Source organism: Pelomonas nitida, from assembly GCF_043555975.1.
GTDB lineage: Bacteria > Pseudomonadota > Gammaproteobacteria > Burkholderiales > Burkholderiaceae_C > Pelomonas > Pelomonas nitida.
Genome location: NZ_JBIGIA010000004.1, coordinates 212,703 through 233,703, shown reverse-complemented (window position 1 = coordinate 233,703; position 21,001 = coordinate 212,703). Strand labels below are relative to the sequence as shown.

The following is a 21,001-nucleotide window of genomic DNA, read 5'->3' as shown; positions in this document are numbered from 1 at the left end:
CGACATCAAGCGCACCACCCCCACCACCGCAGGAGACCCTCGTGCAAGACCCACGCCCCCACCGCTTCGCCCCGGCCCTGGCCGGCCTGCTGCTGACCCTGGGCCTGGCCGGCTGCGGCGGAGGTGGCAGCGACGACAGTGGCAGCACGACGTCTGCCACGAGCACCAGCAGCGGCGACACCACCGCCGCGGCGGTCGACCGGCTGCAGGCCATCACGCTGCCGGGCTATCCGCATGCCATCAACGTCTACCGCACGGCCGGCGCGCAGCGCGCCATCGTGCTGCTGCACGGCGGCGGCGGTGACCTCCACGCGGTGGCCTACCAGGTGGGCCTCAACAGCAGCGCCGCGTACACCACCCTCAACACCATCAACTGGGCCTGGCTGGATGCCAACAAGGTGACGCTGGTGATCCCGCAAGGCCAGCACATCCCCAGCAACCCGGGCGCGACGACTTGGAGCAACTACGCGATGAACTCCGGGCAGGACGACAAGGGATTCCTGCAGGCGCTGGCAGCCAAGGTGCGCAGCGACTACGGGCTGGCCGACATCACGCTGATGGGCCACTCGATGGGCGGCGCGATGACCAACCGCCTGTGGTGCGAGTCGAACGGCAGCTTCAACCGCTTCGTGTCGCTGGCGGGGCCGTTGTCGTCCACCGTCGGCCAAGCGGTCACGCCGTGTTCGCCTGGGAGCGCGCCGGCGCCCTACATGGGCATCATCGGCGACAGCGACAGCGTCATGCAGACGAGCGGCGCCTGGGAGGCGGTGACCTGGACCGTCAACCCGGCGGTCGTCGCGTCGTCCATCGAGGCCTGGCTCAACAACGTCGTCATCGGCGAGTTCCACCAGCAACAGGCGCGCACTGCGCTGACCTGCCACGGCACGCTGGGCAGCAACGACTTCACGACGTCGGGTAACGTCGACACCTGGTCGACCTGCTCAGGCCGGTTGGTGCTCAAGCGTGTACGGGGAGCCGACCACGCGGTCGCCTCGCTGGACGCTCAGATGGGCTCGGCGTCGAATCTGGATGTGATGAATGCCGTGATGGCATTCGCAGCGGCGAACTGATCGCGCTGCAAGCAAGGCCGGCCGGCCGCACCCGCCTGCGGGCGGGTGGCGGCGGCCCTGCTGTCGGGGTCAGCGAACCACGCGGTCCACTTCGAGCGCGACGCGGTCGACGCTGCCGTCGGCGTTGCGATACAGGCGCACGCGGCGCATGCCGTCCGGGCTGACCAGCAGCTCGTTGCTCTCGGCGCGCCAGTCTTCCAGCGGGTTGGCATCGACGCTGACGCCCAGGCGCTTCACGCCGACGAGCACTTTCAGCGTGCGGCCATCGTTGAGCAGGTATTCGCCCTGGGCTTCACGCAGCAGCAGGCGGTCGGCTGCAGGGGCGGCGGGTTCCTGGGCGCTCGCGGGCGCGGTCAGCGCCAGGCTGGCAAGCAGAGCGGCCGACAGGGTGAGCGGGCGCAGAACAGTCCAGGTCTTCATGATGGGGTACTCCTTGAAACACCGGGGCAAACCACCCCGGCGTTTCCATTAGTGCAAACCCCGTGCCAACCATAAATTCGGGTTTTCTATCAGGGTTTGCCCCAAGTCAGAGCTAAACGAGCACCAAACAGGGGCGATCCGCCTCGGGCTGGCGCCGCCAGAAGCCGCTTGACCCTGACGTGACGTGAGGGTTCATGATCCGCCCCCTTGCTTCCAAAGGCCCTGAACATGAGCTACACGGTGGGCGAACTGGCCAAGAGAGCCGGCCTGACGGTGCGCGCCCTGCACCACTACGAAGACCTGGGCCTGCTGCGCGCCGGCACACGCAGCGAGGCCGGCTACCGCCGCTACGGCGAGGCCGATGTGCTGCGCCTGCACCGCGTGCTGGCGCTGCGCGATGCCGGACTCTCGCTGAGGGCGATCGGCCCGCTGCTGGACAACGAGGCGCCGCAGCCGCTGGCCGAGGTGCTGGCCACCCAGATCGAACAGATCCAGGCCCAGTTGCTGGCCCAGGAAACGCTGTTGCAGACGCTGCGCAACGCCGCCAAGCGGCTGGCCCTGCACGGCGACAGCGGTGATGCCGTGCAAGTGCTGCTCGACGCGATGGCCATGCGCCGGCTGCACGAGCGCTGGATCAGCCCCGAACAGATGCGCGCGATGCGCCGCCAGTGGGAAACCCTCCCAGAAACGGAGCGGGACGCCATCGAGGCCGAGTGGCCGCGGCTGATCGCCGACGCACGCGCGGCCATGGAGGCCGGCACCGACCCCGCAGCGCCGCACGTGCAGGCCCTGGTGCGCCGCTGGCTCGTGCTGCAAAAGCAGTTCATGGAACTGGCACCCGGCATGACACACACGGTGCAGCGCATGTACGCCGCCGAACCCGAGCTCGCGCGCCAATCCGGCCTGACCCCGGAGCTCGTCGCCTACCTGCGCCGCTCGAAAGACACGCTGCCCGCCGAGGAGAAGGCATGAACGCCGCCACAGCCACCCCACGCCGCGAACTGCTGCGCAACGCCAACTTCCGCTGGCTCATCGGCGGCGGCCTGCTGTCCATGCTGGGCGACCAGTTCACGCTGCTGGCCCTGCCCTGGCTGGTGTTGGACCTCAGCCACGACCCGCTGGTGCTCGGCACCGTGCTGGCGCTGGGCAGCCTGCCGAGGGCGGTGTTCATCCTCGTCGGCGGCGCCCTGGTGGACCGGCATTCGCCGCGCACCGTGCTGCTGCTGACGCGCTGCGTCAGCGTCGTGTTGCTGGCGACGCTCGCCGCGCTGACGGCGGGCGGCGGCATCACGCTGCCCGCCGTCTATGCGCTGGCGCTGGCGATCGGGCTGGCGACGGCATTCAGCTACCCGGCCAGCAGCGCGCTGCTGCCGCAAGCCGTACCGGCCACCCTGCTGCAGCCGGCCAACGGCGTGCTGATGAGCGCCCGGCAGATCACGCTGCTGCTGGGCCCCGTGTTGGCGGGCCTGCTTGTGGCGTCGGGCGGCCACCCGGCGCTGGCGCGTGCGGGGCTGGCCGGCGCATTCGGCATCGACGCGCTCAGCTTCGCGGTGTCGGCCTGGACGCTGGCCAACGTGCGCTTGACACCGCGGCCCGATCGCCCGCGCCAGCCGGTGCTCGCTGCCATCGCCGAGTCGCTGCGCGCGTGCTGGCAGGACCGCGAGCTGCGCGCGATGTTCCTCTACGTCGCGGCCGTCGCCTTCTTCGTGGGCGGCCCCATCCAGGTCGCGCTGCCGGTGCTGGCGGCCGAGCGCCTGCCGGGCGGCGCCTCGGCGCTGGGCGTCATGCTCGCGGTGCACGGCCTCGGGCTGCTGGCGGGCATGACGGTGTCGGGCCTGCGGCCGCACTGGCGGCTCTCGACGCTGGGCGGCACGGTGTTGCTGATCGACGGCGTCGCCAGCGTGATCTTCGTCGTCTTCGGCCACGTGCAGGCCGCCTGGCAAGGTGCGTTGCTGCTGCTGCCGCTCGGGGCGCTGGCGGGCTTCGTGCAGGTGGCCGTCTACAGCTGGATGCAAAAGCGCATCGCGCCGCAGATGCTGGGCCGTTCGATGGCGCTGTTCATGTTCATCGTCATGGGCCTGGCACCACTGGCCTCGGCCGCCGCCGGCGCCGCGCTGCGCGTGCTGGACGTGACCCAGCTGTTCACCGCCGCGGCGCTGTGCCTGCTGGCGGTCGTCACGGCCGGCGCGCTGCTGACGCCGATCCGCCGCATCCGCTATGCCGACGCCTGAGGGCGCCGCCGCACCGCCGTGCCGGCGCCCACGAGCGCCAGCAGGGCGAGCGCGGCCGACGCCGGCTCGGGCACCTGGTTCTCGTCGACGACCAGGTTGTCGAGCGTGATGTAGCCAAAGCCGCGCCCGCCGGAAATGCTGACCCCCACCACCTCCCGGTTGACCGGCACGGTGCTGTAGCGACGGTCGAGGTCCGCCCCCACCACCTCGGTGCCGCCCGCCGCGAGCAGCAGCGTCACGAGGATGCGCATACCGACGTCGGCGTCCGGCACGTACCAGGACAAGCCCAGGTCCAGCTGATTCAGAAAGAACGCCGTGCCGCCTTCGGCCGCAATCGTCAGCGGGTCACGGCTGTAGAGCAGCGAGGCCGTGCCATTGAAGGCGCCGGGCAGCGGGTTGCCATTGAGATCCTGGGGCACCTGGTCGTCCACGCCCAGGCAGTCGCAGGCGCTGGAGAACACGAAGCCGTCGCTGCTGAGCGTCGACGTGTACTCGTGCCGCGGCTGGTAGCTGTCGAAGGTGATCACCGATGCTGCGGCCGGCCCGAGGGCCATCGCCAATGCCAGGGGTGCGAGGAGGCGCATGCTTGTCTCCGGCCTGTTCTTGGTTGAGTGCGCGCATGCTGACAGCAGCGCGCCGGCGCTGCCATCCCAACACCCCGTATTCACGGGCCTGCGATTCGTGGGGTTGCGGGGCGCTATCGCGCCGCCAGCAAGGTGGCCACCTCCGCCGCCGAACGCACACCCAGCTTGGCGAACACGCGGGCCCGGTGGACCTCGACGGTGCGCACGGACACATGCAGCTCGTCGGCGATGACCTTGTTGAGCTTGCCGGCGGCCACGCGCGTCATGACCTCGTGCTCACGCTCGGTGAGGCTGGCCAGGCGCGCCGAGCGCTCGGCGACCTGCGCACCTTCGGCCTGCATCGCAGCATCCACCGCCAGCGCCTGCTCGATGCGGTCGGCCAGCGCGTTGTCGCTGTAGGGCTTCTCGAGAAAGTCGAACGCGCCCTTCTTCAGCGCCTCCACCACCATCGGGATGTCGCCATGCCCGGTCAGGAACAACACCGGGTTGCGCAGCTGCCGGGCCAGCAGCTCGTCGTGCAGCCGGGTGCCGGTCATGGGCTCCATGCGCACGTCCAGCAGGAAGATGCCCTTGGGCGTGGGCTCCGCGTCGAGCGCCACCAGCAGCGCCGGGCCGCTGTCGAAGGCGCGCACCGCCAGGCCACGCGAGCGCAGCAAAAAGGCGAGCGCATCGCGCACGCCGGGATCATCGTCGACGAGGTGGACCACACCGTCAGCCATGGAGGGGCTCCCCGCTGGTTTCCCTGCTCAGTGGCAGGCTGAATGAGAACAAGGCCCCGCCACCGGGCGCCTCTTCGGCATCGAGCACGCCCTGGTGCGCCTCGATGATGGAACGACAGATGGCCAGGCCCATGCCCATGCCCTCGGACTTGGTCGAATAGAACGGCGCGCACAGCTGCTCGACGCGCACGCCTTGCAGGCCGGGCCCGTTGTCCTGCACCGCCACGCGCACGAAGTCGCCCGCCACGCGGCTGCTGACGGTGATGCGGCGCCCGGTCTCGCGGGCCTGCAACGCATCCGCCGCGTTGCGCACGAGATTGATGACCACCTGCTCGATGAGCACGGCATCGGCCAGCACGGCCGGCACGCCCTGCGCCAGCGCCACGTCCAGCGCGACGCGCCGGCGCTGGCAGTCGCGGCGCAGCAGCTCGACGGCGGCCGTGATGACCTCGTGCAGATCGCAGGGCTCGTGGCGGGGTTCCCGCCGCGTCAGGAACTCGCGGATGCGCGCGACGATGCGGCCCGCATGCTCGGCCTGCTGGCCCAGTCGCTTGAGGGCACCGGCCACCAGGTCGTCCTGCACACCGAGTTTCACCAGCGAGTTGGCGATGCCGGCGTTGTAGCTGGCGATGGCCGTCAGCGGCTGGTTGAGCTCGTGGGCCAGCGTGGACGCCACCTCGCCCAGCATGGTGAGCCGCGCGTTGTGGGCCAGCGTCTCGACCTGGCGGCGTTCCCGCTCCTCCAGCCGCTTGCGCTCGGTGACGTCCAGGATGCTGCCCATCCAGCCGATCTGCCGGCCACCCGCGTCCACCAGCGGCGACTCGAACACCATCACATCCACGACGCGGCCCGAGCTGTGCCGCCACTGCGCCTCGTAGCCCTCGCGCGGCGCATGGCCGGCGAGGTTGCGGCGGTTGCGCTCGGCCACCTCGGCCAGCGCGTCGGGCGGCCAATAGGGCATGGGCGGCAGCAGGCCGACGAGTTGTTCGGCCGGCAGGCCCACCATGTCGCAGAAGGTGCGGTTCACGTAGAGCAGCCGGCCGTCGAAGTCGCGCGCGCGCAGCGCCACCAGGGCCGAGTCCTCCATCGCGCGGCGCCAAGCGGCCTCCGTGCGACCGGCCACCTCGGCGCGCTGCACCTGGCGCATCTGCCGGCGCATCAGCAGGCTGGCGGCGGCGATCAGCGGCAGGAAGCCCGCCACCAGCACCCAACCCAGCGAGCGTGCGCCATTGAAGGTCGGCTCGCGCAACGTCAGCTCCAGCGCCGCGTCGGTCAGCGCGGCCTGCGTCAGCGGGCTGGCGCGCAACGGCCCGGTCAGCGCGACGCGGTAGCTGGGCCGCGAGCCCTGGGCCGCGCGCATCGGCGAATCGGTGGCGGAGGCGATGACCTGGTCGCCGCTGTCCACCAGCTGCACGTCGTACTTGCGCGAGAGCCACCAGGGCACGCCGCGCCGCAGCAGCAGCGCCGGGGCATAACGCACCACCAGCACGCCATCACGGCCGACGCGCGCCGTCAGGTGCAGCGACAGGCCGTCCTCGGCGCCGCCGGCTTCGCTGCTGTCCGGCACCTCGGCCAGCACGCGGTTGCGCGCATCCAGCCACGTCACCGACAACCACAGCCGGCGCAGCCCCGCATTCACCTCGGGGTGCGCCGCCAGCGCCGCCTCGCTGGGCCGCTCGCCCACCAGGGCGGCCGCCAGCTGGCGCAAATGCGCCTGCTCCTCGTCGATGCGGTCGCGCAGCTGGGCCTCGGTGCTGAGCGCGTCGGAGATCAGCGTCTGGCGCTCCTGCTCCTGCTCGTCCGCCTCGTTAGCACGCACCCAGCCGAGCACGCCCAGCACGAAGACCAGGGATAACCCCAGGGGTGCGAGCCACAGGCTGCGGGTCAGGACGCCGCGCACGGACATGGGAAAACCCCGAGGAACGAGGCGGCAGGGAGGGCGGGCATGCGGGAGGCGATCACAGCTTCCCAGTCTAGGGACGGCGCGCACCACCCGAAATGTGGAACTCCACAACTACCCCGTCATGCGCCGCCTCGAAAGAATGCGCGCCATACCCACATTCGGAGACAAACATGACCTTGCGTCGTCTCGTGCTGGCCGCCGCGCTGGCCCTGCCCTTCACCGCTTTCGCCCAGGCCCCCATCGTCATCAAGTTCAGCCACGTCGTGGCGCCCGACACGCCCAAGGGCAAGGGCGCGCAGCGCTTCAAGGAACTGGCCGAACAGCGCACCGGCGGCAAGGTCAAGGTGGAGCTGTATCCCAACAGCCAGCTCTACAAGGACAAGGAAGAGCTCGAAGCCCTGCAACTGGGCTCGGTGCAGATGCTGGCCCCCTCGCTGGCCAAGTTCGGCCCGCTGGGCGCGAAGGAGTTCGAGGTCTTCGACCTGCCCTTCATCTTCAAGGACACCGCCGCCTTCCGCGCCGTGACCGACGGCCAGCTGGGTGCCGACCTGTTCAAGAAGCTCGAGCCCAAGGGCATCAAGGGCCTGGCCTACTGGGACAACGGCTTCCACATCATGAGCGCCAACAAGCCGCTGCACACCGTGGCGGACTTCAAGGGCATGAAGATGCGCATCCAGTCCAGCAAGGTGCTGGACGCGCAAATGCGCGCACTGGGCGCCATTCCGCAGGTCATGGCCTTCTCTGAGCTCTACCAGGCGCTGCAGAGCGGCGTGGTCGACGGCACCGAAGGCGTGCCGAGCAACTTCTACACGCAGAAGATCTTCGAAGTGCAGAAGCACATGACGCTGTCCAACCACGGCCACCTGGCCTATGCGGTCATCGTCAACAAGAAGTTCTGGGACGGCCTGCCTGCCGACATCCGCACGCAGCTCGAAGGCGCCGTGAAGGACGCCACCGTCTACGCCAACGCCATCGCCGCGACGGAAAACGCCACGTCGCTCGACAAGATCAAGGCCTCCGGCAAGACCACCATCTACACGCCGACACCGGCCGAGATCACCGAGTGGAAGAAGGCGCTGATGCCGGTCCACAAGGAAATGGAGTCGCGCGTCGGCAAGACCACCGTCGAGGCCGCCTACAAGGCGACCGGCTTCGTCGCCCCGAAGTAACGCGTGTTTCCGGCGGCCCGCGTGGCCGCCCCACCAGGCACACCCGGCCGGTCGTTCATGCGGCTTGCGCGGGTGTTGTCACATGAGCGGCGGCGCCCCATGCCCGCCCGACCTAGTTGTCCCGTGAGGGAGTTTCCATGATCAATCGAGTGCTGAACCACCTCGAGGAATGGCTGATCGCCTTCCTCATCGGCGCCGCGACGCTGCTGATCTTCGTCGCCGTCGTGCACCGCTTCCTGTCCGGCGTGCCCTACATCCAGGACTACACCGTGCAGATCAACCTGTCCTGGGCGCAGGAGCTGTGCATCTTCATGTTCGTCTGGATGGCCAAGTTCGGCGCTGCCTACGGCGTGCGCACCGGCATCCACGTCGGCGTGGACGTGGTGCTGCGCAAGCTCAACGGCGGCGCCTACCGCGGCCTCGTGGTGTTCGGCCTGCTGGCCGGCGCCGTGTTCACCGGCACCGTCGCCGTGCTGGGCGGCAACTTCGTCTGGCACATCGCCCAGACCGACCAGACCTCCGCTGACCTCGAAGTGCCGATGTGGTGGGTCTACAGCTGCGTGCCCGTGGGCTCCAGCCTGATGTGCTACCGCTTCCTGCAGGTGGCCTGGAACTTCTTCCGCGGCGGTGAGCTGCCCCACCACGACCACGGTCACGTCGAAGGCGTGGAGGAGATCAAGGCATGAACGCATCCATCATTTTCGTGCTGCTGATCGTGCTCATGCTCACGGGCATGCCGATCAGCATCTCGCTGGGCCTGACGGTCCTGACCTTCCTGTTCACGATGACGGATGTGCCCGTCGAATCGGTGGCGCTGAAGCTGTTCACCGGCATCGAGAAGTTCGAGATCATGGCGATCCCGTTCTTCATCCTGGCCGGCAACTTCCTGACGCACGGCGGCGTGGCGCGGCGCATGATCCGCTTCGCCTCCAGCATGGTGGGCCACTGGCACGGCGGCCTGGGCCTGGCGGGCGTCATGGCCTGCGCGCTGTTCGCGGCCGTGTCGGGCTCGTCGCCGGCCACGGTGGTGGCCATCGGCTCGGTCATCCTGCCGGCCATGGTCAAGCAAGGCTTCCCGAACAAGTTCGGCGCCGGCATCATCACCACGTCCGGCTCGCTGGGCATCCTGATCCCGCCGTCCATCGCGATGGTCATGTACTCGGTGTCCACCAATGTGTCGGTGGGCGCCATGTTCATCGCCGGCATCGTGCCGGGCCTGTGCCTGGCCTTCCTGCTGGGCCTGACCACCTGGAACATCGCGCGCAAGAACAACTACCCGCGCCTGCCCAAGGCCAGCGCCAAGGAGCGCCTGATCGCCTTCAAGGAGAGCATCTGGGGCCTGCTGCTGATCGTGGTCGTCATGGGCGGCATCTACAGCGGCATCTTCACGCCCACCGAGGCGGCGGCGATGGCGGCGGTCTACGCCTTCATCATCGCGGTGTTCGTCTACAAGGACCTGCCGCTCAAGCGCCTGCCCAAGGTGCTGCTGGACTCGGCCAGCATGAGCGCCATGCTGCTCTACATCATCACCAACGCGGTGCTGTTCAGCTTCCTGATGACCAGCGAGAACATCCCGCAGGCCATGGCCGACTGGATGATCGCGCAAGGCTTCGGCCCCATCGCCTTCCTGCTCGTCGTCAACATCCTGCTGCTGCTGGCCGGCAACGTGATGGAGCCCAGCTCGATCATCCTGATCCTGGCGCCCATCCTGTTCCCGGTGGCGATGAAGCTGGGCATCGACCCCATCCACTTCGGCATCCTGATCGTCGTGAACATGGAGGTCGGCATGTGCCACCCGCCGGTGGGCCTGAACCTGTATGTCGCCTCGGGCATCACGAAGATGGGCATCAGCGAGCTGACCATGGCCGTCATGCCCTGGCTGCTGACGATGCTGGGCTTCCTGATGGTCGTGACCTACTGGCCGGGCCTGACGCTGTGGCTGCCACAGCTGCTCGCGAAGTAAGCCCGACGACGGCATCAACTGCCAACACGGGGACCTGCGGGTCCCCGTTTTTCTTTCCAGCTGCTGTCAACGGCCGGCCCATGCCAGGCGGCGGCACGCTATTTGCACGAAGCCGCGTGATGAACACCCCGTCCCTTTCCCTGCCGGGCCTGCGCGTGCTGATGGCCGACGCCGGCCAGCGCCGCAGCCCGGCCATCCGTCTGGAGCTGATCCGCCTGCGCTGCCAGCTCGTCGACGTCATCGATCTCGGCGCCCAGCCGGACGCCCTGCCGGCCGCCCTGGAGCGCCTGGCCCCCGACCTGGTTCTCATCGATTGCGAACAACCGGCCCTGCCCCTGCTGGAGCAACTGGGCGAGTCCCTGCAAGCCCAGCCCCGCGCCGTGCTGCTCTTCGCCGAGCAGATGACGCCCGACCAGATGCGTTCCGCGCTGACGGCCGGCATCAGCCTGCCGCAGCTCGCCGGGCTGGCGCTGCAGCGCCTCGGCCCGCTGCTGCAGCTCACGCTGGCCCGCTTCGAGCACGACCAGGCGCTGCAGCGCGACCTGCGCCACACCCAGACGCAGCTCGCCGAGCGCAAGCTCGTCGAACGGGCGCGCGGCATCCTGATGCGCGAGCAGGGGCTGGACGAGGAAGCCGCCTTCCAGCGACTGCGCCAGCTGGCGATGACCGGCGGCCAGACGCTGGCCAGCGTGGCCGCCCGGCTCATCGACGCCGACCAGCTGCTGCGCGCGCGCTGAACCTGGACGGGCTCGAAGGGCACCCGCCGCCGTTCGCCGGCTTGGGGCACCGCGCACCAACAAGTTCAATCGCCCGACGCACCGGCACGACGCAGGCCGGGCGCACGCCCCGCCGGTTGCGCCAAGCCCGTGCACAAACACGCGCCAAACGGCCCGCCAAGGCTGGCACGCAACCTGCTGAGAGGCGAGTGAGGTCTGCAATGGCGCAGGTCTCTCGGGCCGACCGGCTGTGACTCGGTCGGCACTTCGGGACAACGGCGTCCATCTCCTCCTATTCGTCTTCGCTTCCCACGGTGGGGCGAGAGCGTGGCTGCGCGTCGTTGCGCCCTGCATGAACCAGGAGCCCGTGATGACCGCTTTCGACAACAACTCGACCGCCACGCCCCATCCGCAACGCCGCAGCCTGCTCGCCGCCGCGGCCGCGCTGCCCCTGACGGCGCTTGCCGGTGGCGCCTGGGCCCAGGGTTCGGACAAGCCCGAGAAGGAAGAGGTCAAGATCGGCTTCATCCCGCTGACCGACTGCGCCAGCGTCGTCATGGCCTCGGTGCTCGGGTTCGACAAGAAGTACGGCATCAAGATCGTTCCCTCCAAGGAGGCCTCGTGGGCGGGCGTGCGCGACAAGCTCGTCAACGGCGAGCTGGACATGTCGCACGTGCTCTACGGCCTGGTCTACGGCGTGCATCTGGGCATCGGCGGGCCGAAGAAGGACATGGCCGTGCTGATGTCCCTCAACAACAACGGGCAGGCCATCACGCTGTCCAAGGCGCTGGCCGAGAAGGGCGCCGTGGACGGCCCGTCGCTGGCCAAGGTCATGGCCGCCAACCCGCGCGAGTACACCTTCGCCGGCACCTTCCCCACCGGCACCCACGCGATGTGGATGCACTACTGGCTGGCCGCAGCCGGCATCAACCCCGTGGCGGGCGCCAAGCTCATCACCGTGCCGCCGCCGCAGATGGTGGCCAACATGCGCGTGGGCAACATGGACGGCTTCTGCGTGGGCGAGCCCTGGAACCACCGCGCCATCATGGACGGCATCGGCATCACCGCCAACACGACGCAGGACATCTGGAAGGACCACCCCGAGAAGGTGCTGGGCGCGACCGCCGAGTTCGTCCAGAAGTACCCCAACACCTGCCGCGCCGTCATCATGGCCGTGCTGGAGGCCAGCCGCTGGATCGACGCCAGCCTGTCCAACAAGCTCAAGATGGCCGAGACCGTGGCGCAGAAGTCCTACATCAACACCGGCGTGGACGCCATCAACCAGCGCATCCTGGGCCGCTACCAGAACGGGCTGGGCAAGACCTGGGACGACGCCAACCACATGAAGTTCTTCAACGACGGCGCGGTGAACTATCCCTATCTGTCGGACGGCATGTGGTTCCTGACCCAGCACAAGCGCTGGGGCCTGCTCAAGAGCCACCCCGACTACCTGGCCGTCGCCAAGCAGATCAACCAGACGGCGCTCTACAAGCAGGCCGCTGGCGCCATGGGCGTCAGCATCCCCAAGAGTGACTTCCGCTCAGCCAAGCTGCTCGACGGCGTGGTCTGGGATGGCAAGGACCCGGCGAAGTACGCCGACAGCTTCAAGATCAAGGCGTAATCATGGTCTCAGCCGTCTTCCACTCCCCCAGCGAACCCGCCACGCCGGCCGCGACCCACGTCGACCGCCCGGCAGCCAACGAGGCCGCGATGCCAGCTGAAACCCCCAAGCCCGCCGTCAAGACGGCAGCCTACGACTGGCGAGCCCTGGCGCTGCGCGTGCTGCCGCCGGTGCTGAGCATCGCGCTGCTCGTCGGCCTGTGGGCCATCGCCACGATGAAGGGCGGCAGCTTCCCGACGCCGGCCGCCACCTTCGACGCCGCCGTGCAGCTGTTCTCCGACCCCTTCTACCGCAACGGTCCGAATGACCAGGGCATCGGCTGGAACATCCTGAACTCGCTGGCACGCGTCGGCGTGGGCTTCGGCCTGGCGGCGCTGGTGGGCATCCCGCTGGGCTTCCTGATCGGGCGCTTCGAGTTCGCCAACCGCATGGTGTCGCCCCTCATCGCGCTGCTCAAGCCGGTGTCGCCGCTGGCCTGGCTGCCCATCGGGCTGCTGGTGTTCAAGAGCGCCAACCCGGCCGCCATCTGGACCATCTTCATCTGCTCGATCTGGCCCATGGTCGTCAACACGGCCGTCGGCGTGCAGCGCGTGCCGCAGGACTACCTCAACGTCGCCCGCGTGCTCAAGCTCAGCGAGTGGAAGGTCATCACGCGCATCCTGCTGCCCGCGGTGCTGCCCTATGTGCTGACGGGCGTGCGCCTGTCGGTGGGCACGGCCTGGCTGGTCATCGTCGCGGCCGAGATGCTGACCGGCGGCGTGGGCATCGGTTTCTGGGTCTGGGACGAGTGGAACAACCTCAACGTCGCCCACATCCTCATCGCCATCTTCGTCATCGGCACCGTCGGGCTGCTGCTCGAATGGGCGCTGATCTCCCTTGCCAAGCACTTCACCTTTGAAGAGGACTGACGCCATGACCAAGCCTTTCATCCAAGTGCAAGACGCCGAGATGGTGTTCACCACCCGCAAGGGGCGCTTTCACGCGCTGCAGAACGTCAACCTGGACGTGCAGCGCGGCGAGTTCATCACGCTGATCGGCCACTCGGGCTGCGGCAAGTCCACGCTGCTCAACCTCATCGCCGGGCTGCTGACGCCCACCTCCGGCGGGCTGATCTGCGATGGCCGCGAGATTGCCGCCCCCGGCCCCGAGCGCGCCGTCGTGTTCCAGAACCACTCGCTGCTGCCCTGGCTGTCCTGCCTGGACAACGTGCTGCTGGCCGTCGAGTCCGTTTTCGGCGGCAAGGAGACGCCGGCCCAACTCAAGGTGCGCGCGCGCGGGGCGCTCGAGCTGGTCGGCATGAGCCATGCGCTGCACAAGCGCCCGCACGAGATCTCCGGCGGCATGAAGCAGCGCGTGGGCATCGCACGCGCCCTGGCCATGGAGCCCAAGGTGCTGCTGATGGACGAGCCCTTCGGCGCGCTGGACGCCCTGACGCGCGCCAAGCTGCAGGACGAACTGCTGCGCATCGTCGCCCGCACGCGCAGCACCGTCATCATGGTCACGCACGACGTGGACGAAGCCGTGCTGCTGTCCGACCGCATCGTCATGATGACCAACGGCCCGGCGGCCACCATCGGCGAGATCCTCGCCGTGGACATCCCGCGCCCGCGCGTGCGTGTCGAGCTGGCCGAGGACGCGCGCTACGTGGCGGCCCGCAAGGAGGTCATCGACTTCCTCTACACCCGCCACGCCCACGTCGAGCAGGCGGCCTGAGCTTACGGCTAGCCTTCAGCGGCCGGCGCCGGGAGGCGCCGCCCGGCGCGATTCTCCGCAACGCGTGGTTTCCAGCACGGGCGTGCCCGACCACGGCGACACACTTCGTCCTAGCATCAAGACTCCTCTCTGGACGGAGTCCCGCATGGCAGAAGCCCCCGAATCCGAGCATCCCGCCCTGGGCCGCTGGCAGGCGCTGCAGTCGCTGTCGGAGCGGCTGGACCGGTTGCTGCTTTCGCCCCAGGCAGACGGAGACTTCCCCGCCACGCTGCACAGCCTGACCGTCGAACTCGACACCCTGATGTCCACCGACGTCGACCTCGGCGTGTTCGAGGTGGTGCGCATCAGCCCCGACAAACTCTCGCGCTACGGCTCCCTGCATTCGCTGCACACCGCCTGCGTCGTGTGGCTCGTGGCGCACCGCAAGGAATGGACGCTGCCCAAGCGCCTGTGCGCGCTGAAGGCGGCGCTGACGATGAACCTCGCCGTGACGGCGCTGCAGACCACGCTGGCCCTGCAGGTCGCCCCGCTGGACGACGCTCAACGCCAGTCCATCCGCGAACATCCGCTGGAGAGCGAGGCGCTGCTGCGCAGCCTGGGCGTGACCGACGAGGACTGGCTGTCGGCCGTGGCCCAGCACCATGAACAACCCGATGGCCTGGGCTACCCGATGGGCGTGAGCCGCGTGACCGACCTGGCCGACGTGCTGCGCACCTGCGATGTGTTCTGCGCCAAGATGAGCCCGCGCACCGGCCGGCCGGCCATGCTCAGCCCCACGGCGGCGATGTCCATCTTCCACCAGCGCAGCGCCAACAAGTTCGGCGCGTCCGTCGTCAGCACCATCGGCGTGTTCCCGCCGGGCGCGCTGGTGTCGCTGAACACCGGCGAGCAGGCCATCGTGACGGCCCGCACCACCGACCCGCTGCGCCCCATGGTGGCCCTGCTGACCGACGAACGCGGCCAGCCGCTGGACGCCCCGGTGGGCGCGGCCACCGGCAAGGACGCCGGCCGCCCGGTGGCCGGCGCGGCGCGCGACGCCGGCCTGGCCGAGCTGTTCACGCCGACCGACGTGCTGCGCACCCGCTGACACCAGCGCGGCGCTCAGCCGCCGCCGACCTGCTCGAAATAGCGCTCGAACGACGCATCCACGGCGGCCCGCCCGCCGCCGATGATGTTCAGCCCCCACGTGAACCCATAGACGTCATCGAACGGCACGCCGCGCAGGCGGGCCTGCGTCTCGCGCACCAGCGCCGGCCGGGCCGGCACGTGGTTGGGCACGCTGTACATGAAGCTCACATGCCGGCGGTCCTGCGCCACGTGCAAGGCATCGCCGGCCAGCAGCAGCGCACCCGTCGGGCCCTGCCAGTGCAGTACCGTGCTGCCAGCGAAATGCCCCGGGCAGCGCAGCAGCGTCGCGCCACGCCCCAGGTCCAGCGTGTCGCCCCGCCAGAACTCCAGCCAGCGCGACGTGCGGCTCACCCACGCCCGGTCGTTCTCGTGCAAGAAGATGGGCACGCCGCCCAGCGCCTCGCTCCAGCGCGCCATGGCGGCATAGAAATGCGGGTGCGAGATGGCGATGCGCGCCACGCCGCCACGCTGCTTGAGCGCCGCCACCGCCTCGTCGGTGACCAGCGCCGTGGTCTCCCACAGCACGCCGGCCTGCGGCAGGTGCAACGCCCGCTGCGGGATGGCGAAAGCCGGTGTCAGGCCGACGCCGAACAGCGCGTGGTCCATCTCCAGCCGGTTGCAGTGCGTGGCGGCCAAGGCATCGTGCGTCGTCCACGACTGCCCCTGCCAGCCCACGTACTGGCGCTCATCGCTGCAGATGCGGCACAGCGCGGGCGGCTCGGGGGTGTCGTCGTGCTCGGTGCCACAGGTGCGGCACATGAAACAGGGCATCGAAAGCTCCATCGGTGATCGGGCCTCGAAGCGTAGGCAGGCCGCGCATCACGGCACAGAGCCAAGCCAGGCGAATCACAGGGTGCCAAGCGCGAGGCCCAGCCGCTTGAGCGCCTCCGGGATGCGGCCGGCCGTGATGCTGCCGTAGCCCAGCACCAGCCCCTGCGGGCCGCCCTCGCCCAGCCAGTAGCGGCTCAGCGGCTCCACGCCCACGCCAGCCGCCCAGGCGCGGCGCACCAGCTCATCGGCGTCCACACCGTCCAGCGCCACCGCCAGGTGCAGGCCCGCAATGGCCGGCAGCACGGCAGCACGCGCCCCGAGATGGCGGGGCAGCAGGCGCTCCAGCGCACGGCGGCGTTCGGCGTACTCGCCACGCATGCGCCGCACATGGCGCAGCAGATGCCCCTCGGCGATGAAGTCCGCCACGGCGGCCTGCATCAGCACCGGCATGCTCAGGCTTGCGGCCCGCTGCGCCGCGACCAGCGCCTCCCGCGCCCAGGCTGGCGCCACGACATAGCCCAGCCGCAGCGCCGGGAACATGCTCTTGGACAGCGTGCCGACGTAGAACACGCGGCCGTCGCGGTCCAGCGTCTTGAGCGCATCCAGTGGCCGCGCCGTGAAGCGGAACTCGCCGTCGTAGTCGTCCTCGATGACCACGGCCTGCCGGCGAGCCGCCCAGTTCAGCAGCTCGCGCCGCCGCGCCAGCGACATCGGCATGCCCAGCGGCGCCTGGTGAGATGGCGTCACGCAGACGATGCATGCATCGCCGGACAGCGCGTCCACCACCAGGCCCTCGGCATCCAGCGGCACGGGCGCGAGCATCGCCCCCGCCCCGAGCAGCGCCACGCGCAACGGCGGGTAGCCCGGGTTCTCGACCGCCGCGACCGTGCGCCCCGGCGTGATGAGCACGCGCGCGATCAGGTCGAAGGCCTGTTGCGCGCCCGCCGTGATGACGATGTCGTCGGCCGAGCAGGCCACCGCGCGCGACGACGACACATGCCCCGCGATCGCCTCGCGCAACGCACGCAGGCCCTGCGCTTCGGGGTAGCGGGCCGGCTCGTGGCCCAGCGCCTGCAGCGCCCGCGTCTGCAGCCGCCGCAGCACGTCGAACGGAAAGTGGGCGATCTCCGGCACCCCCGTCTGGAAGCGATAGCCCGGCGCCGGCCCGCTGACCAACGGCGCCGGCCAGCCGCCGCCGTCGCGCCGCAGCCAGCGACTGTCGGCCCAGGGCGCCACGCTGGCGCGGTCCGACATCGCCACGGCCGCGCGCGGCAGGTCGGCGACGAAGCTGCCGCCCGCGCCGCGCGCCTCCAGCCAGCCTTCCGACGCCAGCAGCTCGTAGGCCGCCACCGCCGTGTTGCGCGACACGCCCGCGCTCGCCGCCAGTTCGCGCGACGACGGCAGCCGCAGCCCCGGCGCGAGGCGGCCGCTGGCGATGGCCTCGCGCAACGCCCCGTGCAGCCGGGCCAGCCGCGTGCCGCGCGCACCGGGCTGCAGGTCGAGTTCCAGGCTTGGATCCATGTTCTTCGTCCAACTTGGCCCTTTGAAGGAGCCATCCAGCCCGGCACTCTAAGGCCTTCACTCCCTGGAGGCTGCTCATGACCCCCACCGATCTGCCACCCTTCGAAGGCCTGCAACCCCATGTCCACGCCCACGTCCGCGCGGCGATGACGCGCGCCGGGCTGGACGCGTGGATCCCCGAAGGCGTAGGCAAATGGTCGCTTCCGCTGCAGTTCCTGCCCATGGCCGAAGGCGGCGGCTGGGTGGAGCTCATGCGCGTCGCGCCCGGCACACGGCTGACGCTGCACCGTCACCACGGCGAGGTGCACGGCCTGAACCTGCAGGGCAGCCGGCGGCTCGACGACGGCCAGCTGGTGCAGGCCGGCGACTACGTCTTCGAGCCCGATGGCAATGTCGACAGCTGGGAGGCGGTGGGCGACGACGTGCTGGTGCTGCATGTCGTCGTGCGCGGCGATGTCGACTACGTGGGCGCCGACGGCCGCGTGCAGCGCCGCATCACCACGGCCGACCGCATGGCCGACTACCGCGCGTTCTGCGCCGCACGTGGCCTTCAGGCCAGGCTGATCGGCGCCGCGCACTGCCACCAGGCAGGCCGACTGCCGTAATGCTCACGCCCCCGGAGAACACCACCTCCGCCCGCAGCCCGCCCTCCGGCCGGTTGCTCAGCGCCAGCACGGCACCCTGGCGGCGCACCAGCTGCTGCGCGATATACAAGCCCAGGCCGGTGCCGCCGGTCTCGCGGTTGCGCGAGCTCTCCACACGGCGGAATGGCTGGCGCACCCGCTCCAGTTCGGCCTCGGGAATGCCGGGGCCGTCGTCGTCCACCACCAGCCGAATGGCGTCGGTGGTGAGCTGCACGCAGACCCGCGCATTGCCCGCATAGCGCAGCGCGTTGCCGATGAGGTTGTCGATGACGCGGCGCATCGAGACGGGGTCGGCACGCACGACGGCGGGCGGCCCGTCGAAACTGACGGTCAGGCCCGTCTCGGCCAGGTCGTCGACGGCCGACTGCGCCAGCGCCGACAGATCCACACGCTGCGGCTGCGCCATGTCGGCGGGGCGGAACACCTCCATGACGCTTTCGACAAGACGGTTCATCTCGCGCAGGTCGTCGATGCAGCGGTCGCGCACCCGAGGCTCGACCTCGCCCGTCTCCAGCCGCAGGCGCATGCGCGTCAGCGGCGTGCGCAGATCATGCGAGATGGCGGCGATCATCAGGCCGCGCTCCTCGAACTGTCCGCTCAGTTCGGCAGCCATGCGGTTGAACACGACGGCGGCCTCCTGAACCTCGCGGGTGCCGTGCTCCTCGTCGAGGCTGGGCGCCGGCCGCCCCTGCGTGAGCGCGGGTGTGAGCCGCTGCGCGGCGCTGACGAGCCGGCGCACCGGGCCCGCCAGCCAGCGCGAACCCCACCAGGCCGCCAGCGCGATGATGAGCAGGCGCACGCCGTAGTCGATGAGGCTGGCGTTCCACGGCAGGTTGGGCGGCAGCGACGGGAAGGTGGGCAGATGCGCCTGCCGGCCGGCTGGCGGTGCCCTGTGGGGCCCGTCCTGCGGAGGCGGGCGGCCGTCGCCGAAGTCCTCGGCGCCCTCGTCGCGAAACCCGCCCGGCCCGAAACCACGCAGCGGCCCGGCCGGCGGGCGGCCCGGGCCGTCGGCGCGCATCGGCGCCGGGCCGCCCGCGGGTGGCGTCATGCCCAGGTTGCCGTGCAGCAGTTGCGACAGCATCAACCAGGCCACCAGGTGACTGAACGCCAGCGCCCCCCACATCAGCAGAAACAGGCGAAGCCCCAGGCGATCCCAGGACTTCAGGCGGCTCAGCACGCACTCACCTCGGCGTCGAACAGATAGCCCTCGCCACGCACGGTGCGGATGACGCTGGGTTCGCGAGCGGTGTCGCCGAGCTTGGCGCGCAGCCGCGACACGGCCAGGTCGATGCTGCGGTCGTTGACCTCCACGCCGGGCGCGCGCGTCAGCTCGATGAGCTGGTCACGCGTCAGCACACGCCCCGGCCGTTGCACGAAGGCGGCCAGCAGCCGGAATTCGGCGCTCGACAGCGCCACGCCGACATCGTCGGGGCTGACGAGCTGGCGGGCCAGCCGGTCGAAGCGCCAGCGGCCAAAGCGCAGCGTGCGCGTGTCGTCCTGCGCGGGCGTGCCCTTGTTGGCCCGCCGCAGAAGTGCCTGCAGACGCGCCACCAGCTCGCGCGGCTCGAAGGGCTTGGCGAGGTAGTCGTCCGCGCCCAACTCCAGGCCCACGACGCGGCTCATCGTGTCGCCACGCGCCGTCAGCATCAGCACGGGCGGCGAATCCGGCTGCGTGGAGAGCCAGCGCAGCAAGGCCAGGCCGTCCTCGCCGGGCAGCATCAGGTCCAGCACGATCACATCGGGCTTGGCGGCCGCCATGGCCTGCCGCATGCCACCACCGTCGGCCGCCGTGCTGATCAGCCAGCCGAATCCCTGCAGATAGGTCTTCAGGCTGGTGCGGATCTCGGCGTCATCGTCGACGACGAGGCAATGTCCATTCATGCGGAGATCCCGACTCTGAGGGTCGCGACGTAGCCGGCGCTGGCCGAGCCGGTCAGCGTCGCGAGTTGCAGCGAATAGCCGTCGCTGAAGATGTTGTCCGTCGCGAAGCTGATCTGCGACAGGTTCGTGGCGCTGCCCGTGTAGCCGCTGGTCGCGTAGACGGCCGTGCTGATGTCGTTCGGGAACGCGAGCTGCGAGGTCTTGAGCTTGTTGCTGTAGCTGCTGGCCGAGTTGGCGCTGCGGTAGACCTCGAAATGGATGTGCGGCATGCGGCCCGCGTAGCAGCCCGGGTAGATGGTCTGGAACGTCGCCGTGCCGTCGCTGCCGGTGGCCTGCACACCGCGCAGGTAGTTCTCGCCGGTCACGCCGCTGGAGTACATGGAGTAGCGGCCCAGCGCATCGCAATGCCACAGGTAGATGGCGTAGCCGGACAGGTCGGCGCAGGACGCGTTGGTGTTCACAAGCTCGATGATGACCTGAAGCGGCACGCCGGTGGCAACGCCGGTGGCGCCGCCGATGCTGCTGCGGATGTCGCTGCGCACGACGCCCGACAGCGTCAGCACATTGGCGATGCTGCCGTTGGCGGTGTTGGAGCCGTCGCCCGGATAGGGGCCTTGGGTCTCCTCCGGGATGACCGAGCAGCTCGTGCTGCTGCTGCCGGTGCTGCCGGACGACGAGCCGGAAGAGGAAGACGATGAACCGGACGACGAGGCGCTGCTGTCGTCGCCACCACCGCCGCAACCCACCAGCGCCAGCGTGCCCGCGCCGCCCAGCGACGCGGCACCGGCGCCCAGCAGCCAGCGCAACGCGGCGCGGCGCTCCAGGGCCTGCTGCTGCAGGCGGATCAGGTCATGGGCCAGGCCCAGGTCGTGGTCGTGTTGGTCGTGCTGCATGGCGTCTCCTTCAACAGTGGAATGGACGCATTGCAGCGGGCCGATGTATCGAGG

General features: G+C 69.8%; 21 protein-coding genes. 12 read left to right on the top strand and 9 right to left on the bottom strand.

Translation table 11 applies throughout. The features are described 5' to 3' along the window. The first annotated feature begins 41 nt into the window (after positions 1–41). Positions 42–1,070, top strand: a complete 1,029-nt coding sequence (locus ACG00X_RS07075) for an alpha/beta fold hydrolase (RefSeq protein WP_394487352.1) — start codon at positions 42–44, stop codon at positions 1,068–1,070. Positions 1,071–1,139: 69 nt separating this feature from the next. Here the strand turns inward: ACG00X_RS07075 and ACG00X_RS07070 are convergent, their stop codons facing one another. Continuing rightward, a complete protein-coding gene (locus ACG00X_RS07070; protein ID WP_394487351.1) occupies positions 1,140–1,490 on the bottom strand; it encodes a hypothetical protein in 351 nt (116 codons plus the stop codon). 228 nt (positions 1,491–1,718) lie between these two features. On the opposite strand from ACG00X_RS07070, the gene ACG00X_RS07065 reads away from it, so the two are divergent. Continuing rightward, entirely contained in the window at positions 1,719–2,462 is a 744-nt protein-coding gene (locus ACG00X_RS07065; protein ID WP_394487350.1) for a MerR family transcriptional regulator, read from the top strand. Beyond that, a complete protein-coding gene (locus ACG00X_RS07060) occupies positions 2,459–3,721 on the top strand; it encodes an MFS transporter (RefSeq protein WP_394487349.1) in 1,263 nt (420 codons plus the stop codon). The genes ACG00X_RS07065 and ACG00X_RS07060 overlap by 4 nt, the downstream gene beginning before the upstream one ends. Here ACG00X_RS07060 and ACG00X_RS07055 read toward each other — a convergent pair. The 3 genes from ACG00X_RS07055 to ACG00X_RS07045 form a co-directional block, all read right to left on the bottom strand. After that, the gene (locus ACG00X_RS07055) at positions 3,706–4,305 is read right to left on the bottom strand and encodes a PEP-CTERM sorting domain-containing protein (RefSeq protein WP_394487348.1); all 600 of its coding nucleotides are present in this window, start codon (positions 4,303–4,305) and stop codon (positions 3,706–3,708) included. The genes ACG00X_RS07060 and ACG00X_RS07055 overlap by 16 nt on opposite strands. A 113-nt stretch (positions 4,306–4,418) precedes the next feature. Beyond that, complete coding sequence (locus ACG00X_RS07050) at positions 4,419–5,024, bottom strand: response regulator transcription factor (protein WP_394487347.1); 606 nt, start codon at positions 5,022–5,024, stop codon at positions 4,419–4,421. Next, positions 5,017–6,930 carry a sensor histidine kinase gene (locus ACG00X_RS07045; RefSeq protein ID WP_394487346.1) on the bottom strand — a complete coding sequence of 638 codons (1,914 nt, stop codon included), beginning with the start codon at positions 6,928–6,930 and terminating at the stop codon, positions 5,017–5,019. The genes ACG00X_RS07050 and ACG00X_RS07045 overlap by 8 nt, the downstream gene beginning before the upstream one ends. Positions 6,931–7,097: 167 nt before the next feature. Between ACG00X_RS07045 and ACG00X_RS07040 the strand changes: the two genes are divergently transcribed. The 8 genes from ACG00X_RS07040 (at position 7,098) to ACG00X_RS07005 (ending at position 15,196) form a co-directional block, all read left to right on the top strand. Next, positions 7,098–8,096 (top strand): TRAP transporter substrate-binding protein, encoded by a 999-nt coding sequence (locus ACG00X_RS07040; protein ID WP_394487345.1) that lies wholly within the window; start codon positions 7,098–7,100, stop codon positions 8,094–8,096. A gap of 137 nt (positions 8,097–8,233) precedes the next feature. Beyond that, positions 8,234–8,782 carry a TRAP transporter small permease gene (locus ACG00X_RS07035; RefSeq protein ID WP_394487344.1) on the top strand — a complete coding sequence of 183 codons (549 nt, stop codon included), beginning with the start codon at positions 8,234–8,236 and terminating at the stop codon, positions 8,780–8,782. Beyond that, a complete protein-coding gene (locus tag ACG00X_RS07030; RefSeq protein ID WP_394487343.1) occupies positions 8,779–10,059 on the top strand; it encodes a TRAP transporter large permease in 1,281 nt (426 codons plus the stop codon). The genes ACG00X_RS07035 and ACG00X_RS07030 overlap by 4 nt, the downstream gene beginning before the upstream one ends. Positions 10,060–10,178: 119 nt before the next feature. Further along, positions 10,179–10,796 (top strand): ANTAR domain-containing response regulator, encoded by a 618-nt coding sequence (locus tag ACG00X_RS07025; RefSeq protein WP_394487342.1) that lies wholly within the window; start codon positions 10,179–10,181, stop codon positions 10,794–10,796. 349 nt (positions 10,797–11,145) lie between these two features. Continuing rightward, on the top strand, positions 11,146–12,396 hold the full coding sequence (locus tag ACG00X_RS07020) for a CmpA/NrtA family ABC transporter substrate-binding protein (RefSeq protein WP_394487341.1): 1,251 nt from the start codon (positions 11,146–11,148) through the stop codon (positions 12,394–12,396). 2 nt (positions 12,397–12,398) lie between these two features. Then, positions 12,399–13,304 (top strand): nitrate ABC transporter permease, encoded by a 906-nt coding sequence (gene ntrB / locus ACG00X_RS07015; RefSeq protein ID WP_394487340.1) that lies wholly within the window; start codon positions 12,399–12,401, stop codon positions 13,302–13,304. A 4-nt stretch (positions 13,305–13,308) separates the two neighbouring features. Beyond that, on the top strand, positions 13,309–14,109 hold the full coding sequence (locus ACG00X_RS07010; protein WP_394487339.1) for an ABC transporter ATP-binding protein: 801 nt from the start codon (positions 13,309–13,311) through the stop codon (positions 14,107–14,109). 145 nt (positions 14,110–14,254) lie between these two features. After that, complete coding sequence (locus ACG00X_RS07005; protein WP_394487338.1) at positions 14,255–15,196, top strand: HD-GYP domain-containing protein; 942 nt, start codon at positions 14,255–14,257, stop codon at positions 15,194–15,196. 14 nt (positions 15,197–15,210) lie between these two features. Here ACG00X_RS07005 and ACG00X_RS07000 read toward each other — a convergent pair whose 3' ends face one another. Further along, entirely contained in the window at positions 15,211–16,008 is a 798-nt protein-coding gene (locus ACG00X_RS07000) for an MBL fold metallo-hydrolase (RefSeq protein WP_394487336.1), read from the bottom strand. Positions 16,009–16,083: 75 nt separating this feature from the next. Beyond that, positions 16,084–17,529: a MocR-like pyridoxine biosynthesis transcription factor PdxR gene (pdxR, locus tag ACG00X_RS06995; protein WP_394487335.1), complete on the bottom strand. Its 1,446-nt coding sequence runs from the start codon at positions 17,527–17,529 to the stop codon at positions 16,084–16,086. A 77-nt stretch (positions 17,530–17,606) separates the two neighbouring features. Here pdxR and ACG00X_RS06990 point away from each other — a divergent pair, with 77 nt between their 5' ends. Beyond that, a complete protein-coding gene (locus ACG00X_RS06990) occupies positions 17,607–18,134 on the top strand; it encodes a cupin domain-containing protein (RefSeq protein WP_394487333.1) in 528 nt (175 codons plus the stop codon). Here the strand turns inward: ACG00X_RS06990 and ACG00X_RS06985 are convergent. From ACG00X_RS06985 to ACG00X_RS06975, 3 genes are read right to left on the bottom strand one after another with little or no spacing between them, the layout of a single operon-like run. Next, entirely contained in the window at positions 18,025–19,350 is a 1,326-nt protein-coding gene (locus tag ACG00X_RS06985; RefSeq protein WP_394487332.1) for an ATP-binding protein, read from the bottom strand. The two genes, ACG00X_RS06990 and ACG00X_RS06985, sit on opposite strands and share 110 nt — an antisense overlap. Next, positions 19,344–20,054, bottom strand: a complete 711-nt coding sequence (locus ACG00X_RS06980; protein ID WP_394487331.1) for a response regulator — start codon at positions 20,052–20,054, stop codon at positions 19,344–19,346. The genes ACG00X_RS06985 and ACG00X_RS06980 overlap by 7 nt, the downstream gene beginning before the upstream one ends. Further along, positions 20,051–20,947 carry a dioxygenase family protein gene (locus tag ACG00X_RS06975; protein ID WP_394487330.1) on the bottom strand — a complete coding sequence of 299 codons (897 nt, stop codon included), beginning with the start codon at positions 20,945–20,947 and terminating at the stop codon, positions 20,051–20,053. Before ACG00X_RS06975 ends, ACG00X_RS06980 begins: the two co-directional genes overlap by 4 nt. Positions 20,948–21,001: the final 54 nt, after the last annotated feature.